The organism is Proteiniphilum sp., assembly GCF_040307845.1.
In the GTDB taxonomy this organism is placed as follows: Bacteria; Bacteroidota; Bacteroidia; order Bacteroidales; family Dysgonomonadaceae; genus Proteiniphilum.
Genome location: NZ_JAWRIS010000062.1, coordinates 206,856 through 226,825, shown reverse-complemented (window position 1 = coordinate 226,825; position 19,970 = coordinate 206,856). Strand labels below are relative to the sequence as shown.

The window sequence follows — 19,970 nt, the reverse complement described above, 5'->3', positions numbered from 1 at the left end:
TGGTTCTTGTCTTATACTTTTGTCATAGGCATCCAATTTAGATATGTGATGAATAATATCGTCTGGTGGGAAAAGAGTTTACATTAAATTAAAAGGGTAATTACTCCAGTTCATTTACATTGACTGGATAACCAAGCGTTATCATATTTTCTAAGAGCCGGGGGTATAGCTTAAGTGCATTTTTATAATAAATTTTCTCCAGGGTTTCTTTTGGTAAACTTAGCCCTTGGACAGGATTCATGCTGAAAAAACCGCCCTCTACCATTTCATCAGTTTCAAGAATTCTAAATGTACGCAAGAACCGTTCGATATAACCGGGTATATCTTCTTGACTTCGAATGCTGCTGATATCTGTTCCATACAAAATGCGGTTCGAATACTCGATCAGAAAATCACGGAGATTTGCATGGTCTACGAGATAGAAGTATTGGAAAGTGGCGGCCAAATCGACGTAGAGATTTGTATAAGAGGACAATAGGTACCTTAAATAATCGATCTGGGCATCTTGGCAGATGAGCCATGAACAATGTGCGACAATAAGTACCAGATTGGGATGACGCTGTAAAACTCTCTCTATCGATACTATTTGCCTCCAGTATTCTACCGGGTCAGCAGCCCATTTACCTCTGTTCCCGAAAGGACCGTTAGGATCTGCTATATGGATGGATGCACCGCGTATTCCTGCCTTCTCCATGGCCGCCAATACTGGTTCATGCGCGGGATCGTCAAAATACTTAATACCTTCCTCACCCTCGTTTAGTACTCTTGAATAGGGTCCATGCCATATCTTGTAACCTATATACCCTCTTTCCATACTCGAAAAGATATCTTCCGGTGTATGAGTTAATCCCCTGTGGGGCTTATAGTCATTAATGGCTGTCATGATTCTTCCTTGACTCGCTTCGAATATGGTATCAATTGCTTGTTCACCATTAAGATTTATCAGCATGGCAAGGTCGGCCTTGTTCTCGGCCAACATCGTTTTACGCAATGCGAGATAGTTTTTTATGCCCTCGTAGTTATTGTTAGTATGCGTGTGTACATCTATTCTAGGAATATCAGGATATAGAGTTACAAATTGAGAGTACCCTGTTGTTGGAAGTAAAATCAAACAGATAAGTATTAAAAAATTTTTCATACGATTGTTTTTTATTGTTACATTAATTATATTATATACTCGTGATGTGGATCTTTAATATACTTCAATCAGATAATTCATTTTAAAAACAGGCTTTATGATAGGGTTATTTCCATTAATGGAATAACTGCTTTTTTCGTTAGTAGTGTATTCTACGACGGTATAATTCCTGTCTTTTTCCAATCCTCTTAATTCTATTTCACCATTCCATTCATCGGCATAAAATGCATAATACATTTTACCATCTTTTTCAATGACATGTGCCTCGGGTTTGAAGAACCCAATATCGTATAACCCTCCCAGAAAATTACCCGTGGAAAGCATTTTCTCATCATAGAGTGAAAACCACTTCTTCCATATTTTCTCTTTTTCAGGGGTTAGCAGATAGTCTCTTTTTATGTCGGGGTTATTTCTGGGGTAGGTGAATTTTGTGCCCAATACAGCGCCAATTCCGAAGGAACTGGCAAAATCATCACCGTTATCGCTAAGCTCCACGTGATCGCCAAAATAGGCCGTCTTGGGAATCAGGGCTTTGTAGATATACCCTTTTGTTCTTATCTGGCTGCTGTTCAACGGATCGGAAGAGACGACCTGGTTACAATAAGGCATATTGTAAAAAGACATGCAGGTGCCGCAGGGGCAATTCTGGATGACGGAGTGGGGTTTGATCTTCAACGATTCGTCATAGATCAGTTTGAAATAATTCGGAAATTCCCTTACTGATAATTCCGGATCGTGCGGATGGTTGGCCTCGCTGTAATCAGGATGTACGGCGTTCAGGTGCTGCCCGTCGAGTTTTAACCCGTCGAAATCATATTCCGATAAAAATTTATGTACCAGCTTTTTCGTCTCTTCAATGGTTTTGTCGGCCAACGGAGATATATAATAGCTGTTCCACCAGGAAATATCATGCGGCTCGCCTTCTTTGGAGAGCATCAATATCTCGGGATGATCTTCCAGTATCTTTGTCCCGGGATCCGCGGCCAACGGCGCCCACCAAAGCTGGACTTTCAACCCGTCCTTTTTCATATCCTTCACTAAATCGATCATCTCCTGATCACCCCCGGGAAAACGTTTCGGATCCAGATCCCAGTCTCCTTCGGCAATCTGGTAGCCATCGTCCACGGTAGCCCATTTTATTCCCAATTCCCTCACTTTTGGCAAAGTGCCTAAAACCTCTTCAAAGGTTGCCGTACGCTCATAACCCCAGGAGCACCACATCGACTCAAATGCGGCCGGTTCCGGTTCAGGCATCACGATCCCTGCCCTTTGCATGAACGCTGAATATTGACGTAGGGGCTTGAAGCAATCTCCCTCATATAATTGCACAAAACTCAAGAGAGATGAGATGGTGTCGCCGGGCATGAGGGCTTTCACATCATCATATAGATGCTCCATCGCGATAGTCGCATTGTTACTCTCTTTTTTCTTCTCCACCGGTAACGAAACCAATTCCGGATGCAACGACAGGTGTCCAATCGCTATCCCCATGTCGGGACGCCAGAGGCAAGTCACAGGAATACCACCCCCATAATCGGAATCGTTCATGCCCATATAGTTGCGCTGGAAAAAATCACCCGCCACCGGCAATATCCAATCTGCCCTATCTGAAGTGGATTGACCCTGAAAAGACCAGAAAGAGGGAGTACTATTACCTCCGATTATTTCATAACGGTTATTTTTAATTCCTTTGACTTTAATCGATTTCCCGGTGTGATTCACATAAGAGGTTTGAGTTACCAGCATATTGGGAAATTCATTGTACTTGATTACCTTCAGGATTTTTGTAATTTTTCCTCCGTCTGTTACCGTATCACCTTGAAAATAAAACATCTCTCCGGCACCGATCTGGTCGGATACCCGTCGTTTTTCCGAATGATTTAAAGTGAAGTGTTTGAATTCTTCAGTGGCGTCCGTGATGAGCAGATCGGAAAATCCGAAATCTACCGGTTGGTCGGATAAACCATTCCACTGCACCCGTGTTTGCATGTTGTCATTTACCTCATATATCATATTTCCATTCTGCACCTTATTTTCCGGGATATGGCTACATGACAGAAACACGAAAAAAGATAGACTTATCAGGATTGATTTATTTGCATAGTTCATAAACTTATTTTTTATTGTTTGTATCATAGTTTATTTAACTTACACTCACGATCTTGTATTTGTCTACGAGCAATTTGGTGACAGAATTTGTCGCTTGTGGAAATATTTTTCGTAAGTCAATTTCATCCGTGTCGAGCAGTACTTTTTGAAGGGTTCTCATGAAAATATTCTTGATTTCTGTGGCCAGGTTTACTTTTGTGATGCCATTCCGGATAGCCTCCTGTAATATGTGGTCCGGAATTCCCGAGCTACCATGGAGTACCAGTATGGTATCTACTGCCGCATGGATCTCTTTCAGTCTCCCGATATTCAAATGGGGTGCCGATTTGTAAAAACCATGGGCAGACCCGATGGCGATGGCCAATGCGTCTATTCCGGTCTGCCTGACAAATTCAGACGCTTCTTCGGCCGTTGTGTACTCGCCGTTCTGTTCTTGTCCCAACTTGGCGATATATCCCAGTTCTGCTTCCACATTGGCATGGTGTTTTTTTGCCTCCTTAACCACTCGTCTTGTGATTTTCACGTTTTCATCGAATGGTTTATTGCTGGCGTCGATCATCACGGAGTCGAACCCCATTTCCAGACATCTACTTACCAATTCATAAGAATCTCCATGATCTAAATGGAGCCATCCTTCCACTTCGAATGTTTCCATGGATTGTCGGGCAAGACATACGGCTTCCTTTAGCCCCATGTATTCTATGGAACTCCGGGTCAGTTGGAGAATAACCGGGACATGGCATTTCGCGGCGGCGGCAAGAATCCCTTGCAATGTCTCCAAATTGTAGAAGTTGGTGGCAAGGATCGCTTTACGTTTTTGCTGAACCTCTTTTAGTTTTTCTTGTAGGGTCATGCTGTCAGATTTTTAGCGATTGTTTGAATTTTTCCCTTGCGATACTTTTCACCGCTTCCTTCGAAGTGAAAGCACCCGTTCCTCCGGCGGCCGTCGTATTGACCGCGCCGGTCAAATTTCCGGTGACCTGGGCATTCTCAGCGGTATCCCCTTTCACAAAAGCATGGATGAAGCCCGCGTTAAAACTGTCCCCCGCGCCAATGGCATCCGTCACATCATTGTTCACAAAAGCATCGAGATGTATTGGCGGCTGATTTTTCCGCAACAGCAAAGAGCCTTTTCTTCCCCGTTTCACCACGCAGATATGGATGTAAGGTGTGATCTTCTCTACAGCTTCCTCCAATGTCATTGACCGGGTGATAAACTTGAGTTCGGTCTCGTTGGGAAGAAAGATATCCACATGCGGAAGGATTTTTTCATAATCCATGTTCCATCTTTCGGCCGGATCCCATTGGGTGTCGAGTGATGTGGTTACCTTATTGTCCCGGGCCAGTTTCAGAATGTCAATCAAATCCCTTTGAATGCCTGACTGCATAAAAATTGAAGAGAGGTGGATATGTTTTGTCCTGGTGAAAATGGTTTTGTCGATATCGTCAAGTGACATATAATCCATTGCCCCCTGGTAGGTTATATTTGCCCGCTCTTCGTGATAATTCAGGCATATTGTCGCTCCGGAAGAGTGTTTGTCCGATCTTATCAGCATGGACGTGTCCACTCCCTTGCCGGAAAGGCTAAACTCAATTAAATCTCCAAAAGTATCCCGGCCGACCATGCCGACAAATCCTGTTCTTGAACCCAGGCATGCAATGTTGGCCGCAAAGATGGCCGTGGAACTTCCCAGGGTCAGGTTCATCGCTTTGGCGAATTTTTCCTTACCAATTTCCGGTTCACCGTCAATGTTGTTTAAGATTAAATCCACATTAAGTTCACCTATCGCGATCACATCGAACTTCTTCATGATAAATAATCGTTTAAGTTTACCAAATTGAAAGCATAAAAATATTTGTCCATATCACGCTCTATTCTCGAAAGTACCACTTCTTCGGCATCTATTCCGTTCCTGTTCAGGTTTTCATAAAGGCGATAACGCGCCACTAACGCTTCCGGATGTTGCCAGATATAGCGGCATCCTGTTTTTATCAACCACTCTTTTCTTCCTGTGGAGATATTTTCAAATGGGATGTCCATTTCGTCGGGTTGCAGCCATTTTTTCCATCGGTTAGATCCTATCACCAAGTTCCACAGTGTCTGTTTCATGGTTGAAAGGACCGCGATCTGATCGTTCTCGTACAATCCTTTTTCCATCTGTTCGAGCTCGATCAAAGCGTCGTACTCGCTCATCGTGAACTCAGGCCCTACGTTTGCGGCACCTATTCCACAAAGCGGATAATCCCCGGGGTTTACAACCCCGTCGGTATAATGTCCCTTGATATAACTCCCAAATTTACGGACTTTTTTGGTGAGAGTGGTAGCTACTTCCTTGTCAAAAGTAGTCGTATGCAAATCGGTCCCCACTTTTCCTACAATAAAACAAGGCCACACGTCGGAGAGACCCTCCTTTTCAAGGCCGTTTTTCAAAAGCGCTATAAATGTGTCGAAGGTGTCTTCATCCGCAAGGCCTCCATGCACTTCCTCGGTACCCACTTCGTAAGAAATAGGGGGGTAATTGTGGCTACGCCTGAAATTTTCACTGTGTTTGATCAACTCTACCGTTCTTTGGGCAACTACCCTGATGTCAATGATCTCTCCTGCAGGGACAAAAATATCCACCGTAGGATCCACATGGATCAGGTCATAGTTCGCTTCGATGGCATCTTCAAACGACTTCTTTACACCGTTCATCGCTTTTTCCAAATTCCATTTCTCCTGCGATTGTTTGTCTTTTAACCAGGGTCCGCCATGATCTATGGCTACAATATAAGGCCCGTTGAAATTGACTGACCGCGCTTCATCCGCAAGCAGCTTAGTAAACTCTTTCTGTGTGATCCCCACATATCCTTTATCTGAGTCGATTTGATTGAGTGTCGCCGCGAATTTAATCGGTGCATTGTTCCTTTTTGCCGCCCTGAATGACGCTTTTATCACAGACAGGGAGTTTGGACAAACCGCGAAGAGTGTCCGAGGCACACCGGTTTGTGATTTTAGTTCTTCTATTCTACTCAGTATTTTTTCCGTCTTTGCCATTTTGATTACTATTAATATATTGTTACACCTTCTACCACTCTCGCTATTTTCCCGTTGACCGAGGGATTGTCAGGATTAAGGCCAAGCTCCATTGATTTAAACATTCCAAGCATTTGCCCGACAAGTACATATAATATCACATCGTATTCGGTTTGGGTTTGAATTTTTGGGATCATTTCCATATCGAACACAATGTTTTCTATTTTTCGTTTTTTATGTGCCGCATAAATTTGTGCCATAGGTTTCTGTTGTTGATTAATCTGGATTACCAGATCCCTTTCGTATTGGAAAACGTTGTCATCTTCCGAGAACAGGTATACAAGCAGTGTTTTCTCATTTAACGCGGCTTTGGGTCCATGGCGAAAGCCTAAGAATGAATCAAACAGGCAAATGATCTTGCCGTCGGTCAGTTCCTGCAGTTTTAAGTGGCATTCCTCGGCAATACCTTTCTCTTCTCCCGATCCCAGAAAAACAGCCCTTTCAAAATTGTGGGAGGCAATTTCTGCTGTTTTGTCCTTATATTCTGCAAACATGCCTTCTGCTTTTTCGCTCAGCACGCCAATAAGAAATTCTTTTGCCTTGATATTTGGCATATCGAAAATCAGTGCTGAGGCCAAAAGCATTGAGGTAAAACTACTTGTCATGGCCAGCCCCTTGTCATTCGTTTCAGGGGGAAGCACCAGCGAGAGGACATTTTTATGCTCAGCCTTTTTGACTAATTCCCCCTTTGCATTACACGTTATATAGATATGAGCGATATTCTCTCCACAAATTGAGTTTGCCAGATCAACGGCCGCGATGCTCTCAGGACTGTTCCCGGACCTGGCCAATGAAACCAATATATATCTCTTTTCTTTTTGGAAAATCACATTGGCATGTGTGGTGATGTCGGTTGTAGAGACCGATTTTATATTATATAAATGATGTTTCGGCAGTATAAACGTTAAAATATTGCCGATAAATGAAGAGGTACCTGCACCGGTAAATATTATCGTGACATCATTATCGCAATAGGTTGAAAGGAAAGATGATATTTCTTTTTCTTTTTCAGAAATACATTTATAGGTTTCCCTCCACATTGCCGGCTGTTGAAAAATTTCCCGGTGAGTATGGGTGAGTGAGGAATCAATGTTTGACATAATCTCTTATTTTTGAATTAGAACTTTTTTCACAAAAGTAGTAGAGTTCGAAACTAACGAAATTATCGAAATATATGCTGTAGAACATATCCTTCGGTGTAAATTGTGTAAACCGCTTATATATAGTGTGTTATAATTATATTGCCTGTGTTGTTTTTATTTCGAAATATTTCGAAACTGTATGATTGCAGGTTGTATATTTCGAAATGTTTCGTTGTGAGACAAAAGATATTACTTTTGTAAATAAAAAAGTCATGGAGAATTATTCAACCAATGAGAGAAGAGCGGATATCATTCAGATACTTAATCAAAAGAACAGGGTGATGATTGCCGAACTTTGTGAGAGATATGGTTTGTCGGAAGTGACCCTTCGGAAAGACCTGGAAATTTTAAAGAAACGCAACTTGCTTTTCAGGATTCGGGGAGGGGCAATCCGTATACCGTCTACTACTGACGGTAATGATGCGCGAGTAGAGGCTAAAAGGCTTTTTTATTATAAGCAAAAGAGAGCGATTGGACGTCTGGCTGCATCATTGATTAATGAAAATGAGACTATCATTATAGATTCTGGGACAACCGCCATGGAAGTTGCTAAAAATCTACATAAATTCCAAAATCTCACGATAGTGACAAATGCTATTGATGTTGCGCTGGAAGTATCTAAATATGATAGATTTAATGTTATCCTACTAGGTGGTCACTTGAGAGAGTCTTCTCTGTCGACCGTTGGCCCTTTGGCAGAATCTGTATTAAAGGTATGCTATTGCGATAAGCTTTTCTTGGGAGTGGATAGTTTTTCGATAGAAAAGGGTATTTCTACACCCAATCTCGAAGAAGCGAACATCAATCAGACGATGATCTCTATGGCAAAAGAATGTATTGCCGTATTTGATTCTTCTAAATTTGACAAGAGGAGTTTTGCATTTATTGCTCAGGTGAAAGATATTGACGCGATTGTCACAGATGAGGATATTCCTTCCAAAATATTATCTGAATTGACAAGTAGGAATATTAAAGTTTATATCGCTTCATATTAATAGTGTGAAAAAAACAGAGGGCAGTAATCGATACCGCCCTGCTATTTTTTGTGAAAAATTACTCTGTGTTATAACCTTGCCTTGATGGCTTTGGTCGCTTCTTCGTAGCCCGGTTTTTCGAGCAGGGCGAACATGTTCTTTTTGTAGGCTTCCACTCCCGGCTGGTTGAACGGGTTGATACCCAGCAGATATCCGCTGATGCCACAGGCTTTCTCGAAGAAATAGATCAATTGTCCGATATACTTTTCGTTCAATTGGGGTATTTCTATTGTCAGGTTGGGAACGCCACCGTCCACATGGGCGATACGGGTGCCCAGTTCCGCCATCTTGTTGACTTCATCCACCCGTTTTCCCTCCAGATAGTTCAACCCATCAAGGTCCCTGTCGTCATGGGGAATCTGTACTTTCTCGTTGGCTTCTCCAATCGTTATCACCGTTTCGAAGATGGTACGTTCACCTTCCTGTATCCATTGGCCCATGGAGTGCAGGTCGGTAGTGAAGTCGACCGCAGCCGGGAAGATCCCTACGCCTTCTTTCCCTTCGCTTTCGCCGTAGAGTTGTTTCCACCATTCGGCCAGGAAATGGAGTTTGGGGTGATAGTTCACTAATATCTCGATCTTCTTGCCCCGTTTGTACAGTTCATTGCGGATTACCGCATAGATAGCGGGGAGGTTGTAATCGAAAGAAGTGGCTGGTACTGTCGCCTTTTCTATCTCCACTGCTCCACCTACCAGTTTGCGGATATCTATCCCTGCCACGGCAATAGGAAGCAAACCTACCGGAGTGAGTACGGAGTAACGTCCCCCCACATTGTCGGGGATGACGAATGTTTTGTATCCTTCGGTGTCCGCCAGAGTACGGAGTGCGCCTTTCGACGCGTCGGTGATTGCCACGATCCGTTTTCTGGCTTCTTCTTTCCCTACTCTATCTTCCAGTTGCTCTTTCAGCAGCCGGAAGGCGATGGCAGGTTCAGTGGTCGTGCCCGATTTGGAGATATTGATGATGCCGAACTGTTTGTCATTGAGATAGCTCGTCAGTTCGCAAAGGTAATCCTCGCTGATATTATTTCCGGCATACAGGATCACCGGATTTTTGCGGTCTTTCTTGTCCTGCAACCAATCGAACGAGGAGGAGAGTGCATCGATCACCGCGCGTGCACCGAGATAACTGCCGCCAATACCGACTACCACCACAACATCACAGTGCGTGCGAAGTACTGTAGCTGCATCTTCTATTTCCCTCAATACCTGATCTGTAATCGAAGAAGGGAGGGTTACCCAACCCAGGAAATCGTTGCCTTCACGTGAGCCGTCATGGAGCGCCTGGTTGCAGGCTGCTGCCTGTGCAGACTGTTTCAGAATGTCTTCTTCCGAAATGAATCCGGAGAGATCTTTGATCTGTAATTGAATCGTATCCATATATTAATTACCAATTATTAATTACTAATTACCAATTATCTGATTTATATTGCTAATGGCTTTTTTACTGCACTTGACCACTCAGGCACTTTTCGCTTCGCACAATCTGCTTTCGTTCGGCAAACTTAAGTAAACTTACTTTGCCCTCACTTACTCGCAGATTTCCATCTTTTAAAAGAAGTCGATCAACTTCTTGATTGCTTTCTGTGGGGCGATTTTCTCATAAAGAATCTGATAGACCGTTTCGGCGATGGGTATGTTGATATTAAAACGGCTATTCAATTCATAGATGCATTTTGCCCCGTAATATCCTTCGGCAATCATTTCCATTTCGAGTTGCGCCGACTTCACAGAATAACCTTTCCCGATCATTGCCCCAAGCGTCCTGTTCCTGCTGAACTGAGAGTAACCGGTCACCAGCATATCTCCCAGATAGTGCTGTTCGGTGATATTGCGTTCTATGGGTACCACACCGTCGAGGAAGCGCGACATCTCCTTTGCGCAATTGCTCATGAGTACTGCCTGAAAGTTGTCGCCATAAAGCAACCCCTGGCAGATACCCGCTGCTATAGCGTAAATATTTTTCAGTACGGCAGCCAGCTCAATGCCTACCACATCATCCGACACGCCTGCTTTAAGCAACCTTGAATTGATCGCGTCCGAAAGCAGTTTCGCTTTTTCCTGGTCCTTACTGGCCACGGTCAGGAATGAGAGCCGCTCTAATGCCACCTCTTCAGCGTGACAAGGGCCTGAGAGCACCCCTATGTTTTCAAGGGGGATCTTGAAGTTGTCGGCAAGGAACTCGCTCATCACCATGTTGTCGTTCGGAATAATCCCTTTTAGCGCCGATATCATGAATTTACCCTTGAACGTGTTGTTCCAGATGCGGCGGAAATATTGTTTCACATAGGGAGAGGGAATGGCAATGATAATCGTGTCCGACTCCTTGATCGCTTTTTCCATGTTAGAATAGAAGGTGATCTGTGCCAGATTGAATTTCACATTGGTCAGGTAGCTGGGATTGTGTCCTAACTTATAGAATCCCTCTATCTGATCGTCCCGCCGGATGAACCAATTCATGCTTTTTTGGTTTATCAGCACGATTTTTGCCAGCGCCGTTCCCCATGTGCCGCCGCCAAGGATGCAGATTTTTCCGATAGAATCCATTATATATCAGTGTCTTGTGGTACATCGTCCTTTTTGGTCGTTTTTTCCGGACGCATCATTGGGAAAAGAAGCACTTCCTGAATGGTGGTCTGTCCCGTGAGCAGCATGGCAAGCCTGTCCATGCCGATCCCCATCCCTGAAGTGGGGGGCATGCCATATTCCAATGCGCGGAGGAAATCCTGGTCGATGAACATCGCTTCGTCATCTCCCTTTTCGGAAAGGCGGAGTTGCTCTTCAAACCGTTTGCGCTGGTCGACCGGGTCGTTCAGTTCCGTATAGGCGTTGGTCAGCTCTTTCCCGTTGACCATCAATTCGAATCGCTCGGTCAGTTCGGGATTTTCACGGTGTCGCTTGCAGAGAGGCGACATCTCGATGGGATAGTCGATGATGAAGGTGGGTTGGATATATTTACCCTCCGCTTTTTCACCGAAGATCTCATCGATCAGTTTCCCTTTACCCATCGTCTTGTCCTGCTCCACACCCAGTTGTTTGCATACATCCCGCAGTTGGTTCTCGTCCATCCCGCTGATGTCGATACCGGTATGTTCCATAATAGCGTCGATCATCGTCACCCTTCGGTAGGGTGCTTTAAAATCGATCTCATTATCACCCACTTTTGTTTTTGTTGTCCCGAGTACTTTCATCGCAACATGCTCCAGCATCTGCTCGGTAAATTCCATCATCCACTTATAATCTTTATAAGCGACGTATATCTCCATTACCGTGAATTCGGGATTGTGCGTACGGTCCATCCCTTCATTGCGGAAGTTGCGCGAGAATTCGTAAACGCCTTCAAATCCACCTACGATCAACCGTTTCAGGTAGAGTTCATTGGCAATCCGGAGGTATAGTTCGATGTCGAGCGCGTTCATATGCGTGATGAATGGTCGTGCAGCCGCCCCACCGGGGATATTTTGCAGCACGGGCGTGTCCACCTCAAGGTAGCCATACCCATTGAAAAACTCCCGCATCGCGTCGAAGATGCGGGTACGCTTTACAAAAATATCTTTTATGTCCTCATTTACCAGCAGGTCCACATACCGCCGTCGATAGCGCAATTCGGGATCGGAGAATTTATCGTATGCCACACCGTCTTTCATCTTCACGACTGGCAACGGCCTCAATGATTTTGATAGCAAGGTGAATTTTTCTGCGTGTACGGAGATCTCTCCGGTTTTGGTACGGAAGACGAAACCTTCGATGCCTATGAAATCACCGATGTCAGTCAGTTTTTTGAAAACAATATTATAAAGCTCTTTATCTTCATCGGGGCAAATATCGTCACGGGTTATGTAAACCTGTATGCGCCCTTTGGAGTCCATCAATTCGATAAAGGAGGCTTTTCCCATGATTCGTCGGCTCATGATCCTTCCGGCAATGCTTACCGGACGTCGCTCGGCATCGTCGCTAAATTCGGATTTTATATCAGTAGAATAGGCGTTTACATTATACAAAGCGGCGGGATACGGTTCCACTCCTAACGCTCTTAACTCTTCCAGGCTTTGCCGGCGTATGACTTCCTGTTCGCTCAGTTCTGAATTATGCATAAATAGGATTTTTTCTCAGCCATTATTCTCTTAAACGAATATATTCTATTCACACAGGGTAAAATAAATTGTCCCATAGTATGTGTGGATAGATAATGGCTCTTTGGCTGCAAAAGTACAAAATAATTCATAAATAATCATACCATAGATAATGATATTGAATAATCGAATCAAATAATAGATTATCAGGCGTATTATGCAGATTGTACAAGGTTTGGGAATTTACCGCAAATAAATAAGGAAAAATTTCTGTAATTGCATATTATTTGTTATGTTTGTAATCTTATTAGAGCATTATGATTATTTATTCTGTGCGGATAGAGGCTGATGCTTGAATAGGGTGACATTTTGTTAATTCCTTGCGCCATGTGAAGATGAATGTTGATCGGATAAATGAAATAGTAAGTGGGGAACTCCTTTTTGCTCAGGATTCCTTTCACCGATACGTAAGCGCTTTTGCCTCGGACCTGATGAGCGATGTGCTGCGTTATTATATGGAAAATACTCTCCTTATAACCGGATTATGTGCCCTTCAGGTGATTCGTACTGCGGAGATCTCTAATATTTCCTGTATTATTTTTGCTCGTGGTAAACGGGTATCGGGTGAAATGCTTCAACTGGCAAAAGAAAACAATATAGCGATCATTGAATCCGGATTGACTGTGTTCGAGATTGCCGGCAGGCTGTATCAGAACGGATTGCAACCGGTTGTGGGGTGAGAAGGTGGAAGTCTGCGAGTAAGTGAGGGCAAAGTAAGTTTACTTAAGTTTGCCGAGCGGTAGCAGATTGCGCGAAGCGAAAGGTGGAAAGGAGGAACTCGGAGACACAGGGAGAGCGGGAGACTGGGAGACTGGGGAGACTGGGGAGACTGGGAGAGTGGGAGAGTGGAAAAAGTGAGATAGTTGGTTGATTTGAATGAAGATTGAGTACCAAATAGAAGGGGGTGATTTCAGCGTAGGGGGGAGCGCAAGCTCGGGGGTGAAAAAAACATTGAAGCAGTTCAATATTTCCCCGCTCCTGTTACGAAGGATCGCGATAGCGCTTTATGAGGCGGAGATGAACGTAGTGGCTCATGCTTACCGGGGTACCATGAGCGTGGATATTCAACCGTCTTGTATCTATGTGGTGGTGGATGATGAAGGCCCCGGTATTGAAGATATTGAAAAAGCCATGGAGGAAGGGTTCTCCACGGCCACGGAAGAGGTTCGCCAGATGGGATTCGGAGCGGGAATGGGATTACCTAACATCAAAAAAAACAGTGATGAGATGACACTTACCTCCACCCCCGGCAAGGGAACCCGATTGGAATTAAAAGTGAATATTTGACAGGGTTTTTCCCTGTTCCTGAGATAATCCGAAGAGAATTGACAGTCTTTATTCTTTGCTCTTTATTCTTTATTCTTTATTCTAATGAAAGATCGGAACTATACACATTCCATACAGATTGATCCGGACAGATGTATCGGGTGTTCGCATTGTATGCGTGTATGTTCCACACGGGCTATCCGCATTGTGGACGGGTATGCACAGATACAACCAGCAAGGTGTGTTGATTGCGGCGAATGTTTTCGTGTCTGTCCGCAGCGGGCCATCTATGCAAAAGATGATGGATTCGTCACGCTTCCTCCGGACAACTACAGGATTGCCCTGATACCTTCCGTTTTTATCGGCCAGTTCCCTTCGGAATACTCTGCCACACAGGTGCTGGATGCCGTGAGACAGGTTGGGTTCGATGAAGTATTCGAAGTAGAGCAAGCTGTGGATTTCATGAAGGTAGCCTACCAGTCCGTGGCGAAGGAAAATCCCTCGTGCCCGCTTATCAGTTCCTACTGTCCTGCAGTCGTACGGCTTATCCAGGTGCAGTATCCTTCACTTGTCGGGCAGATCATGCAGTTGAAAGCGCCCCATGACATTGCCGCGCTTTATCTCCGGAGATCAAAAGAGAAAGAGGGTCTCAATCCGGAAAAGTTATCCATTTATTATATTACTCCCTGTGCCGCGAAAATTGTGGCGGCCCGTGCACCGGTGGGGGAGGCAAAATCGCCTATCGACGCCACCGTCAATATGACGGAGATCTACAATAAAGCATCCAAGATCTTATACGAAACGAAAAAACCGGGGTTACACAAAACCTTCGCCAATATGAGTCCCGATTCCGTCAATTGGTCGTTATCGGGAACCGAAAAAAAATATTTCCCCGGGAGAAACCTTGCCATCGACGGGATGGATAATGTGATCGAATTTTTGGAAAAGCTCGAATCGGGACACATCTCCGATATCGATTTTCTGGAGGTGCGTGCCTGCGACCAGGGATGCGCGGGGGGTATTCTTTGTCCCGGGAACAGATTTCTGGCGGTGGAACGGTTGGAGTATCGACAGAAGAGATTACAAAAACTGAAAGATGCTGACGGTGGTAGGGTGAGAAACCCATTGATGGAATACGGGGAAACGCTTCATACACTGTCGGGTGTCGATCCTGTCTATCCGCGCGATGGCCTGCTGCTGGACGAGGATATGGAAAAAGCGCTTATTAAGCTGCAACGCATAGAAAGGCTGAAGACCTATCTTCCCGGCTTCGATTGTGGAGCCTGTGGCGCGCCAAGTTGCAGGAACCTTGCGGAGGACATTGTGAAGGACATGGCCAGTATCTCACACTGTGTTTTTGTACAGCGTGTGATGGAAAAGAATTACAAACTGAGTCCTGATCAGGCCTTTGTAGTCATAGAGAAGATATGGGGGAAAGGAAGGCTTGATAAATACGTGGAAAAGTGAAGGGGAAGGTGCCTGAGTGATTAAGTGGAAAGGTGGAAAAGGTGGAAATATAAAAAATACAATAGTCGCATGAAAATCAGTTTGAAAAACCTGAAAGAAAAATTGAACTACGATTGTCTGTCCTGCGAAACAAAGCTTGATAGAATTGTGGAGGGTGCCTATGTGTCCGATTTGTTAAGTGATGTAATGGGCAAGGCGCAACCTGGTATGCTGTGGATCACCTCGCAGGTTCATAAGAATATCGTAGCGGTCGCTTCGTTGAAAGAACTGAGTGCCATTATAGTGGTCAATGAACGGAAAGTCGATCCCGAAGTGGTGGATCTGGCCAAATCAGAAGAGGTGGTCATCCTGGCATCGAAGAAACCGGCCTTCGAAACTGCCGGAGAATTATATCAGGTTATTCGGTAGTTATTCGGCAGTTATTCGGTGGTAATTCGGTGGTAATTCGGTAGTAATTCGGTAGTAATTGGATTGTAATTCAGTTGTAATTCTGGAACTGCGTGCGAAGCACGAATAACCCCGCAAAGCGGGGAATAACTATTGAATAACGCACGAAGTGCGAATAACGGCGAAGCCGAATAACAATAGGATTGGTGAATCCGAATAACAATAGAATTGGCGAATCCGAATAGCGATAATATTGAGATGATAAACGCTGATCTACATATACATACCTGTCTTTCTCCCTGTGGAGATCTGGATATGAGTCCGCGCAATATTATCCGTATCGCGAAGGAGAAGGGATTACAGATGATCGCGATCACCGATCATAATAGCACGTGGAATGTACGGGTATGTATGGCGTTAGGCGAACGAGAAGGTGTGTATGTGATTCCCGGATGTGAGGTGAATACATGGGAAGAGGTGCATACGCTCTGTTACTTTCCGCACCTGCACGCCGTGGAAGCGTTTCAATCCTATCTGGATGAACGGATGACCCATTTAAAAAATGATCCCGGTCGTTTTGGATACCAGGTAGCGGTGGATGAAAACGACAATATTGTCTATGAAGAAGAACGGTCTCTGTTTATGAGTATAGAAGATGGAATAGAGGGTGTCGCGGGGCAGGTACATCGGTTGGGGGGAATTTTTGTGCCGGCACATATTGATCGGCCGAAGAACAGCTTGCTCAGTCAACTTGGTTTTATTCCCTTTGACTTGGAATATGAAGCACTTGAAATTTCGAAAGCAACAACTCCCGGGGAATTTATCAAAAAACATCCCGAACTGGCGGGAAAAAGTTTCCTGCAAAGTTCAGATGCACATTATCCGGAGGATATCGCCCGTGCCTATACCCGGTTTGAAATGGATGAACTGAGTTGGAAAGGTTTCAGGGAGGCACTTTTTCATTTGCGTTATGATTGATCTGGCCATGCATATGATGGATATCGTGCAAAATTCTCTTCGCGCCGGCGCTGGGAGGATTGATATAGATATTATAGAGAATAGTGCCAATCATACGTTATTGTTTCGGATAAAGGATGATGGCTGTGGTATGGATGGGGAGACGATGAAAAAATTGGACGACCCTTTCTTTTCCACCCGCACAACCCGAAAAATAGGTTTGGGAGTCCCTTTTCTGAAAATGACCTGTGAGCAGGCAGGAGGTACATTGAAAGTGTTTTCAGAAGAAGGAGCAGGGAGTATCGTCGAAGCAGTTTATCGTACCGATCATCCCGACTGCCTGCCGTTAGGCGATATGGGAGGGTATCTTGCCCTTTTGCTGAGAGCGAATCCCGAAGTCCGTTTCCGGTTTATATGCCGGATAGATGAAGCCGGGTTTCTTCTGGATTCCGATGAGTTGAAGGAACAGGGCATTGAATTGCAATATCCTCAGATGCTGGGTGCAGTGAGGGAATACATCAGGAAGAACCTGAGGGGAGTCTACGATAAACAGGCTTCACATGGGTTTCTGTGTATGTAAAGGTGCCTAAGTGGTTAAGTGCCTAAGTGGTTAAGTGCCTAAGTGCCTAAGTGAAGAAGTGTATAAGTGGAAAGATGGGAGAGGCTGGGAGACTGGGAGATTGTGAGACTGGGAGATTGTGAGACTGTGAGACTGTGAGAGGGGGAAAGAAGAGGTAATTGATGATAAAATGATAACGTACTTTGTGCGGATAGTGCGCTTCGCGCGATAATTGGTAATTAGTAATTGGTAATTGGTAATTGGTAATTATACATACATGGATGGAATAAAAACACTGGCTGATCTGAAAAAGAAACAGGAAGAAGTGATGTCTCGCATGAGCCTGAGGAATAGGGCGGAGAATCCTGAATCGTTGGTTCAGGTGAAAGTGGCGATGGCCACTTGTGGTATTGCTTCGGGTGCCAAAGAGGTGATGGAGTTCTTCGTAGAGGAACTCGATAAAAGAAAGATTGACGCGGTCGTCACCCAGACAGGATGTATGGGATACTGTTTCGCGGAACCTACTGTAGAGATTACCCTGCCGGGCAGGGAGGCGATGGTCTTCGGCTATGTGGATACCCGCAAGGCCGATGAGATCATTGAGAGATATATTAAAGAGGGAGAACTGGTGGATGGCATCATTCCTCAGAATTACCACACGATCTAAAACAGCGCTTATGAGCCGTTATAAAATGCATTTACTTGTCTGTGGAGGTACCGGATGCCACTCTTCCGAGAGCAATCTGGTGTATGAAATGTTGCGCGATGAAATAGAAAGAAAAGGCTTGGAGGAAGATGTGCAGGTGATCCGCACCGGATGTTTCGGATTTTGTGAAAAAGGGCCTATCCTGAAGATATTGCCCGACAATACATTTTATACGCAGGTAGGACCTTCCGATGCCAGGGAGATCATCGATGAGCATATTATCAAAGGGAGGCGGGTGTACCGTCTGCTTTATGCCGATCCTGAAACGGAAGAGCATATCCTCGACTCAAAGCACATGGGTTTCTATAAGAAACAACTGCGTGTAGCATTGCGTAACTGTGGTACCATTGATCCTGAGAATATCGACGAGTCAATTGCCCGTGACGCCTATCAGGCATTGGGAAAAGTACTTGGCGAATACACTCCCCGTGAAACTATCGACCTGGTCAAACGGTCGGGATTACGGGGCCGTGGCGGCGCCGGTTTTCCTACGGGGCTGAAATGGGAGATTGCGGCGGGGAACCATGCGGATCAGAAATATGTGGTCTGTAATGCCGATGAGGGAGACCCCGGAGCTTTTATGGATCGTTCCATCCTGGAAGGCGATCCGCATTCCATTCTCGAAGCGATGGCAATTTGTGGTTACTGTATAGGTGCCACAAAAGGGTTGATCTACATCCGGGCGGAATATCCGCTGGCCATTAGACGGTTGAAAATCGCCATTGCACAGGCAAGGGAGTGCGGCCTCCTGGGAGAGCATATTTTCGGTACGGGTTTCAGCTTCGATATCACATTAAAGTATGGTGCCGGCGCATTTGTCTGTGGGGAAGAGACCGCGCTGATCCATTCCATGGAAGGGAAACGGGGCGAACCTTCCAACAAGCCGCCATTTCCCGCACAGAGCGGATATATGGGAAAACCTACCAACGTGAACAATGTGGAGACCTTGGCCAATATCCCCGTGATTATACTAAAGGGTGCGGAATGGTTTTCCTCTATCGGTACCGAGCGGTCCAAGGGCACGAAGGTGTTTGCCCTCGCGGGTAAGATCAATAATGTAGGCCTGATAGAGGTTCCCATGGGTATCACGCTCAGGGAGATCATCTATGAAATAGGCGGAGGTATCAAGAACGGGAAAAAATTCAAGGCCGTACAAACCGGAGGCCCGTCGGGCGGTTGTCTTACTGAGAAGCATCTTGACACACCGATTGATTACGAAAGTCTGACCGCAGCCGGCTCCATGATGGGGTCGGGCGGTATGATCGTACTCGATGAAGATGACTGTATGGTATCGGTAGCAAAATTTTACCTCGGTTTCATAGTGGAGGAATCCTGTGGAAAGTGTGCTCCCTGTCGTATCGGCAATAAACGGTTACATGAAACTCTCGGAAGGATTACGGCAGGAAAAGGGATGCAGGAGGATATCGAGAAACTCAGGAACCTGGGAAGTGTCATCAAGGATACTTCGCTTTGCGGACTGGGGCAGACATCCCCTAATCCCGTACTCTCCACACTCGATAACTTTATGGATGAATATCTGGAACATGTACACGACAAGAAATGCCGTTCGGGACAATGCCGGGATCTGCTCTATTATGTAATATCGGAAAATGATTGTATCGGATGTATGGCGTGTAAGAGGGTATGTCCTACACATGCCATCAGCGGTGAAAAGAAAGAGGTGCATGTCATCAATCAGGAGATATGCATCAAGTGTGGCGCCTGCATGGAGAAATGCCAGTTCGACGCCATCAGCCTGATGAATGATTATCCGAGAGTACCTGTAATGGCATAATGTGTTATTCGGCTTCGCCAATTCTATAGTTATTCGGCTTCGCCAATTCTATAGTTATTCGGCTTCGCCGTTATTCGCTTTGCGTTATTCAGCTTCGCTGTTATTTGTGCTTCGCACGTAACTCAATTGCAACCGAATAACAACTGAACAACAACCGAACAACAACCGAACAACAATTGAACAACAACTGAATAACAATTGA

The 19,970-nt window shown here is 45.0% G+C and carries 17 protein-coding genes and 1 pseudogene; 9 read left to right on the top strand and 9 right to left on the bottom strand.

Annotated features, from left to right (window positions below; all coding sequences use genetic code 11):
- Window positions 1–100 precede the first annotated feature (100 nt).
- The 6 genes from ABV001_RS16655 to ABV001_RS16630 form a co-directional block, all read right to left on the bottom strand.
- On the bottom strand, window positions 101–991 hold the full coding sequence (locus ABV001_RS16655) for an amidohydrolase family protein (RefSeq protein WP_352423841.1): 891 nt from the start codon (window positions 989–991) through the stop codon (window positions 101–103).
- Window positions 992–1,192: 201 nt separating this feature from the next.
- Window positions 1,193–3,247 carry a glycoside hydrolase family 36 protein gene (locus tag ABV001_RS16650; RefSeq protein WP_352423840.1) on the bottom strand — a complete coding sequence of 685 codons (2,055 nt, stop codon included), beginning with the start codon at window positions 3,245–3,247 and terminating at the stop codon, window positions 1,193–1,195.
- A gap of 34 nt (window positions 3,248–3,281) precedes the next feature.
- Window positions 3,282–4,100, bottom strand: a complete 819-nt coding sequence (locus ABV001_RS16645) for a class II fructose-bisphosphate aldolase (RefSeq protein WP_352423839.1) — start codon at window positions 4,098–4,100, stop codon at window positions 3,282–3,284.
- Window positions 4,101–4,104: 4 nt separating this feature from the next.
- A complete protein-coding gene (locus ABV001_RS16640; protein ID WP_352423838.1) occupies window positions 4,105–5,058 on the bottom strand; it encodes a carbohydrate kinase family protein in 954 nt (317 codons plus the stop codon).
- Window positions 5,055–6,284 (bottom strand): class II D-tagatose-bisphosphate aldolase non-catalytic subunit, encoded by a 1,230-nt coding sequence (locus ABV001_RS16635; RefSeq protein ID WP_352423837.1) that lies wholly within the window; start codon window positions 6,282–6,284, stop codon window positions 5,055–5,057. The genes ABV001_RS16640 and ABV001_RS16635 overlap by 4 nt, the downstream gene beginning before the upstream one ends.
- 11 nt (window positions 6,285–6,295) lie before the next feature.
- Entirely contained in the window at window positions 6,296–7,423 is a 1,128-nt protein-coding gene (locus ABV001_RS16630) for an SIS domain-containing protein (protein WP_352423836.1), read from the bottom strand.
- 254 nt (window positions 7,424–7,677) lie between these two features.
- Between ABV001_RS16630 and ABV001_RS16625 the strand changes: the two genes are divergently transcribed.
- Window positions 7,678–8,460, top strand: a complete 783-nt coding sequence (locus ABV001_RS16625) for a DeoR/GlpR family DNA-binding transcription regulator (protein ID WP_352423835.1) — start codon at window positions 7,678–7,680, stop codon at window positions 8,458–8,460.
- 68 nt (window positions 8,461–8,528) lie between these two features.
- Here the strand turns inward: ABV001_RS16625 and ABV001_RS16620 are convergent, their stop codons facing one another.
- From ABV001_RS16620 to lysS, 3 genes and pseudogenes are all read right to left on the bottom strand, one after another.
- Window positions 8,529–9,878 (bottom strand): glucose-6-phosphate isomerase, encoded by a 1,350-nt coding sequence (locus ABV001_RS16620; protein WP_352423834.1) that lies wholly within the window; start codon window positions 9,876–9,878, stop codon window positions 8,529–8,531.
- A 171-nt stretch (window positions 9,879–10,049) separates the two neighbouring features.
- A complete protein-coding gene (locus tag ABV001_RS16615) occupies window positions 10,050–11,045 on the bottom strand; it encodes an NAD(P)H-dependent glycerol-3-phosphate dehydrogenase (RefSeq protein WP_352423833.1) in 996 nt (331 codons plus the stop codon).
- A 26-nt stretch (window positions 11,046–11,071) separates the two neighbouring features.
- Window positions 11,072–12,592 (bottom strand): annotated as a pseudogene (gene lysS, locus ABV001_RS16610) (lysine--tRNA ligase); the annotation flags it as partial.
- Between the two features lie 374 nt (window positions 12,593–12,966).
- Between lysS and ABV001_RS16605 the strand changes: the two are divergent.
- From ABV001_RS16605 to ABV001_RS16570, 8 genes are all read left to right on the top strand, one after another.
- Window positions 12,967–13,311, top strand: coding sequence for a DRTGG domain-containing protein (locus ABV001_RS16605; RefSeq protein WP_352423832.1), 345 nt, complete (start codon window positions 12,967–12,969; stop codon window positions 13,309–13,311).
- Between the two features lie 196 nt (window positions 13,312–13,507).
- Window positions 13,508–13,918, top strand: a complete 411-nt coding sequence (locus ABV001_RS16600; RefSeq protein ID WP_352423831.1) for an ATP-binding protein — start codon at window positions 13,508–13,510, stop codon at window positions 13,916–13,918.
- Between the two features lie 84 nt (window positions 13,919–14,002).
- Window positions 14,003–15,364, top strand: a complete 1,362-nt coding sequence (locus ABV001_RS16595) for a [Fe-Fe] hydrogenase large subunit C-terminal domain-containing protein (protein WP_352423830.1) — start codon at window positions 14,003–14,005, stop codon at window positions 15,362–15,364.
- Window positions 15,365–15,433: 69 nt separating this feature from the next.
- Window positions 15,434–15,772, top strand: a complete 339-nt coding sequence (locus tag ABV001_RS16590; RefSeq protein ID WP_352423829.1) for a DRTGG domain-containing protein — start codon at window positions 15,434–15,436, stop codon at window positions 15,770–15,772.
- Window positions 15,773–16,009: 237 nt separating this feature from the next.
- The gene (locus ABV001_RS16585) at window positions 16,010–16,729 is read left to right on the top strand and encodes a PHP domain-containing protein (RefSeq protein WP_352423828.1); all 720 of its coding nucleotides are present in this window, start codon (window positions 16,010–16,012) and stop codon (window positions 16,727–16,729) included.
- On the top strand, window positions 16,722–17,288 hold the full coding sequence (locus tag ABV001_RS16580; protein ID WP_352423827.1) for an ATP-binding protein: 567 nt from the start codon (window positions 16,722–16,724) through the stop codon (window positions 17,286–17,288). The genes ABV001_RS16585 and ABV001_RS16580 overlap by 8 nt, the downstream gene beginning before the upstream one ends.
- A 256-nt stretch (window positions 17,289–17,544) precedes the next feature.
- Window positions 17,545–17,934 carry a (2Fe-2S) ferredoxin domain-containing protein gene (locus ABV001_RS16575; protein WP_352423826.1) on the top strand — a complete coding sequence of 130 codons (390 nt, stop codon included), beginning with the start codon at window positions 17,545–17,547 and terminating at the stop codon, window positions 17,932–17,934.
- A 10-nt stretch (window positions 17,935–17,944) separates the two neighbouring features.
- The gene (locus ABV001_RS16570) at window positions 17,945–19,768 is read left to right on the top strand and encodes an NADH-ubiquinone oxidoreductase-F iron-sulfur binding region domain-containing protein (protein ID WP_352423825.1); all 1,824 of its coding nucleotides are present in this window, start codon (window positions 17,945–17,947) and stop codon (window positions 19,766–19,768) included.
- The last annotated feature ends 202 nt before the right edge of the window (window positions 19,769–19,970 follow it).

Coding starts and splice junctions, on each gene's coding strand:
- ABV001_RS16650 (WP_352423840.1), bottom strand. CDS start 3,247: ATGAACTATGCAAATAAATCAATCCTGATAAGTCTATCTTTTTTCGTG.
- ABV001_RS16645 (WP_352423839.1), bottom strand. CDS start 4,100: ATGACCCTACAAGAAAAACTAAAAGAGGTTCAGCAAAAACGTAAAGCG.
- ABV001_RS16640 (WP_352423838.1), bottom strand. CDS start 5,058: ATGAAGAAGTTCGATGTGATCGCGATAGGTGAACTTAATGTGGATTTA.
- ABV001_RS16635 (WP_352423837.1), bottom strand. CDS start 6,284: ATGGCAAAGACGGAAAAAATACTGAGTAGAATAGAAGAACTAAAATCA.
- ABV001_RS16630 (WP_352423836.1), bottom strand. CDS start 7,423: ATGTCAAACATTGATTCCTCACTCACCCATACTCACCGGGAAATTTTT.
- ABV001_RS16625 (WP_352423835.1), top strand. CDS start 7,678: ATGGAGAATTATTCAACCAATGAGAGAAGAGCGGATATCATTCAGATA.
- ABV001_RS16620 (WP_352423834.1), bottom strand. CDS start 9,878: ATGGATACGATTCAATTACAGATCAAAGATCTCTCCGGATTCATTTCG.
- ABV001_RS16615 (WP_352423833.1), bottom strand. CDS start 11,045: ATGGATTCTATCGGAAAAATCTGCATCCTTGGCGGCGGCACATGGGGA.
- ABV001_RS16605 (WP_352423832.1), top strand. CDS start 12,967: ATGAATGTTGATCGGATAAATGAAATAGTAAGTGGGGAACTCCTTTTT.
- ABV001_RS16600 (WP_352423831.1), top strand. CDS start 13,508: ATGAAGATTGAGTACCAAATAGAAGGGGGTGATTTCAGCGTAGGGGGG.
- ABV001_RS16595 (WP_352423830.1), top strand. CDS start 14,003: ATGAAAGATCGGAACTATACACATTCCATACAGATTGATCCGGACAGA.
- ABV001_RS16590 (WP_352423829.1), top strand. CDS start 15,434: ATGAAAATCAGTTTGAAAAACCTGAAAGAAAAATTGAACTACGATTGT.
- ABV001_RS16585 (WP_352423828.1), top strand. CDS start 16,010: ATGATAAACGCTGATCTACATATACATACCTGTCTTTCTCCCTGTGGA.
- ABV001_RS16580 (WP_352423827.1), top strand. CDS start 16,722: ATGATTGATCTGGCCATGCATATGATGGATATCGTGCAAAATTCTCTT.
- ABV001_RS16575 (WP_352423826.1), top strand. CDS start 17,545: ATGGATGGAATAAAAACACTGGCTGATCTGAAAAAGAAACAGGAAGAA.
- ABV001_RS16570 (WP_352423825.1), top strand. CDS start 17,945: ATGAGCCGTTATAAAATGCATTTACTTGTCTGTGGAGGTACCGGATGC.